Source organism: Stenotrophomonas pictorum JCM 9942 (assembly GCF_001310775.1).
Lineage (GTDB): Bacteria > Pseudomonadota > Gammaproteobacteria > Xanthomonadales > Xanthomonadaceae > Stenotrophomonas > Stenotrophomonas pictorum.
Genome location: NZ_BAZI01000241.1, coordinates 1 through 4,216 on the forward strand (window position 1 = coordinate 1; position 4,216 = coordinate 4,216).

Below are 4,216 nucleotides of genomic sequence, written 5' to 3' on the forward strand. Positions count from 1 at the left end.
GGCCGCGGTTGACGGCTGCGCGATGGCGCGCATCTGGTGCGCCTGCGTGGCCAGCTCATGCAGGACGCGGCTCCGGCCGGCGTTGGTGCGATGGCGGCGGTACTGGGCGCTGAGGATGCGCTGGTGCTGGAGGTCTGCGCCGAAGCCGCCGGCAGTCAGGTGGTGGTGCCGGCCAATTTCAATTCGCCCGGCCAGATCGTCATCGGCGGCGATGCCGCTGTAGTGGATCGCGCGCTGGCGTTGCTGGCCGAAAAGGGCGTGCGCAAGGCGGTGAAGCTGGCGGTCAGTGTGCCGTCGCATACGCCGCTGATGCGTGAGGCCGCCAACCGTCTGGCTGAAGTGATGGCCGGGCTGGATTGGCGCGCACCGCAGCTGCCGGTGGTGCAGAACGTCGATGCCCGGGTGCATGACGGCGTGGACGCGATCCGCCAAGCGCTGGTGCAGCAGCTGTACCAGCCGGTGCAGTGGACCGGTTGCGTGCAGGCGCTGGCGGCACAGGGTGTCAATCGCGTCGCCGAATGCGGCCCGGGCAAGGTGCTGACCGGCTTGATCAAGCGCATCGACAAAAGCATAGACGGCCGTTCGCTTGCCACGCCGGCCGATTTCGCCGGCGCGCTGGAAGAGTGGGCACAGTGATCCAACCGGTTCGGGGCGCGCTCTGCCCCGGCCATGACCGGGGACCGCCCACGGCGGCCTCGCAGGAAAGAGGAAACAGCATGAGCAAGCCATTGCAGGGTGAAATCGCGCTCGTCACCGGCGCCAGCCGGGGTATCGGTGCCGCTATTGCCGACGAACTGGCCGCGCAGGGCGCCACCGTCATCGGTACGGCGACCACCGAGTCCGGCGCCGCCGCCATCGGTGAACGTCTGGCCGCGCAGGGCGGCCATGGCCGGGCCCTGAACGTGACCGAGCCGGGCGCGGTGGATGCGCTGATCGAGGCGGTGGGCAAGGAGTTCGGCGCCATCACCATCCTGGTGAACAATGCCGGCATCACCCGCGACAACCTGCTGATGCGCATGAAGGACGAGGACTGGCAGGCCATCCTCGATACCAACCTGACCAGCGTCTACCGCACCTCCAAGGCGGTGATGCGCGGGATGATGAAGCGCGCAAGGGCCGTATCATCAACATCGCTTCGGTCATCGGCGTGACCGGCAATGCCGGCCAGGCCAACTATGCCGCCGCCAAGGCCGGCATCATCGCCTTCTCCAAGTCGCTGGCCAAGGAAATCGGCAGCCGCGGCGTGACCGTCAACGTGGTCGCGCCGGGCTTCATCGATACCGACATGACCAAGGATCTGCCCGAGGACGCCAAGTCGGCGATGCTAGGCCAGGTCGCACTGGGCCGCCTCGGTCAGCCGGCCGATATCGCCCATGCGGTCAGCTTCCTGGCAGGCCCGGCAGCCAGCTACATCACCGGCGAAACCCTTCACGTGAATGGCGGCTTGTACATGCCGTAAGCGTGTGGCGCACGGACTGCGCCCAAGTGATTGATCGCCTATGCTTTTTTGCCGGAATGCATGGCTGCGGCGGTTTCCACTACACTATCCCACGGCCATCCCTAGGGGATGGCGTCTTTTGAACCACTACTCCATCTGGAGCGATATCCAATGAGCACCATCGAAGAACGCGTCAAGAAGATTGTTGTCGAGCAGCTTGGCGTCAAGGAAGAGGAAGTCACCACCAGCGCATCGTTCGTCGATGACCTGGGCGCAGACTCGCTGGACACCGTCGAGCTGGTGATGGCGCTGGAAGAAGAGTTCGAGTGCGAAATCCCGGACGAGGAAGCCGAGAAGATCGGTACCGTCCAGGCTGCCATCGACTACGTCAAGGCGCACGTCAAGGCGTAATTGGTGCCTGACAAAACGCGGTTGGCATGTGTGTCGGGCCGCGTTGCAAATCCATGGGGCCGCTGATGCGGCCCTGTGCTTTTCAGCTTCAATCTCCCGCGAGCGGGGCCAGGAGAATCCGCAATGAGTCGTCGCGTCGTCGTTACCGGCATGGGCATGGTTTCGCCGCTGGGCAATGATCTGGCCAGCAGCTGGGAGGGCATCATCAATGGCCGGTCGGGCATTGGCCCGCTGACGAACGTTGCAGAGAATTATCTGGAACGTTTCACCACCAAGATCGCAGGTGAGGTCAAGGATTTCGACATCACCGCCGACAATCCCCTGTTCGGCAAGTACCGGGTCAGTGGCAAGGATGCCAAGAAGATGGACCCGTTCATCCATTACGGCCTGGGTGCCGCCTTCATGGCGCTGCACGACTCGGGTCTGGAAATCACCGAGGCCAACGCCGAGCGCATCGGCGCCATTGTCGGCGCGGGTATCGGCGGCCTGCTGGGCATCGAGGAACAGACCATCGAGTTCCACGAGGGCAAGAAGATCTCGCCCTTCTACGTGCCCAAGACCATCATCAACATGCTGCCGGGCCAGCTGAGCATCATTGCCGGGCTCAAGGGTCCGTCGTTCTCGGCCGTTTCCGCCTGCGCCACGTCCAACCATTCCATCGGTACGGCGATGCGCATGATCCAGTACGGCGATGCCGACGTGATGGTCGCCGGTGGCGCCGAGCGTGGCTCCTCGCCGACCGCACTGGGCGGCTTCTGCGCGATGAAGGCGATGTCCACCCGCAACGACGCGCCGGAAAAGGCTTCGCGTCCGTGGGACAAGGACCGTGACGGCTTCGTGCTGGGCGACGGTGCCGGGATCCTGATCCTGGAGGAATACGAGCACGCCAAGGCACGCGGCGCCCGCATCTACTGCGAGCTGGCCGGCTTTGGCGCCAGCTCCGACGCCTACCACATGACCGCACCGAGCGAGAACGGCGAAGGCGCCGCCCGCTGCATGGTCGCGGCGATGAAGGACGCCGGCGTCACCCCGGAGCAGGTGGGCTACCTCAACGCGCACGGCACTTCCACGCCGCTGGGCGACCTGGGTGAGACCATGGCGATGAAGACCGCCTTCGGCGAGCACGCCTACAAGCTGCTGGTCAGCTCGACCAAGTCGATGACCGGCCACCTGCTCGGCGCGGCCGGCGGGGTGGAGGCGATCTTCTCGGTCAAAGCGCTGGAAACAGGCATCATCCCGCCGACGATCAACCTGGAAGAGCCCGGCGAAGGCTGCGACCTGGACTACGTACCGAATGTGGCCCGCAAGGCGCAGGTGGACGTGGTGATGTCCAACGGCTTCGGCTTCGGCGGCACCAACGGCACGCTGGTGTTCAAGCGGATCTGATGTACGGCCTTTAAGCCTCTCTCCCGCGTGCGGGGGAGGGGTTGGAGCGAGGGCGGTGCGAAGCGGCCTCGCTGAACCACCCGGTTGGTGACAACGATTTTCACCCAGACCGGCGCGTGGCGAGGCGTTCGTCAGCATGGCGCCTGGGGGTGTATTGAGGCGCCCCTCCTCTGCGCCTTCCGGGCATTTTCGCCCCGAGGGTGAAGGCGAAACCGGCCTCCCTGACTTCTTCTGGGTTCACGATGCATATCCTTCCCCTGCACGCCGATATCGATCTGCTGGCGCTGCATCGGCTCGCACCGCATCGCTATCCGGTCCTGCTCGAATCCACCGCCGCCGGCAAGCTCGGCCAGTGGGACATGCTGCTGATCGCCACCGGTGGCCAGCTGCTGCTCAATCCCGACGGCCGCCTGCAACGCGAAGACGGCAGTGCGGTCGAAGGCGACTTTCTCTCTGCTCTCGATCGCGACTGGCAGGCCCTGCGTCAAGCCCGCAACCCGATGGAAGCGGACCTCCCGTTCCGTGGCGGCTGGGCCTTGCTGCTCGATTATGAGCTGGCGCAACAGGTTGAACCGATCCTGCAGCTGCCACAGCGCAGCGACGGCCTGCCAACTGCGATCGCACTGCGCTGCCCGGCAGCGGTACTGCGCCAGCGCGACAGCGGCCGCTGCATCGCGATCGCCGAGGATGACGCCGCAGACCTGCTCGGCCAGCTCCAGCATGATCAGGCCGAAGCCCCCCAGCTGCCGCCCTTGCCGCACTGGAAGGGGCCAGTCGCGCTCAAGGAAGACGCCGGCGAGCGTTTTACCGGAGGCGTGCACCAGGTCATCGACTACCTGCATGCCGGCGACGTGTTCCAGGTGAACCTGTCCCGCCGCTGGCAGGCGCAGTTCGACGCGCCGCTCGCACCGGAGGCGCTGTACGCGCGGCTGCGCACCGCCAATCCGGCGCCGTTCGCCGCCTGTTCACGGCGGCCGGGCG

At 65.7% G+C, this 4,216-nt stretch carries 3 protein-coding genes and 2 pseudogenes; all 5 read left to right on the plus strand.

Annotated features, from left to right (window positions below; all coding sequences use genetic code 11):
• Positions 1–15: 15 nt before the first annotated feature.
• Positions 16–636: pseudogene (locus JCM9942_RS11550) on the plus strand (ACP S-malonyltransferase); the annotation flags it as partial.
• 80 nt (positions 637–716) lie between these two features.
• Positions 717–1,459: pseudogene (fabG, locus tag JCM9942_RS11555) on the plus strand (3-oxoacyl-ACP reductase FabG).
• Positions 1,460–1,609: 150 nt separating this feature from the next.
• A complete protein-coding gene (gene acpP, locus JCM9942_RS11560; protein ID WP_054659808.1) occupies positions 1,610–1,849 on the plus strand; it encodes an acyl carrier protein in 240 nt (79 codons plus the stop codon).
• Between the two features lie 123 nt (positions 1,850–1,972).
• On the plus strand, positions 1,973–3,235 hold the full coding sequence (gene fabF, locus JCM9942_RS11565; protein ID WP_054659810.1) for a beta-ketoacyl-ACP synthase II: 1,263 nt from the start codon (positions 1,973–1,975) through the stop codon (positions 3,233–3,235).
• Positions 3,236–3,477: 242 nt separating this feature from the next.
• Positions 3,478–4,216: chorismate-binding protein (locus JCM9942_RS11570; RefSeq protein WP_172675101.1), on the plus strand; the 739-nt coding region annotated here is incomplete at its 3' end.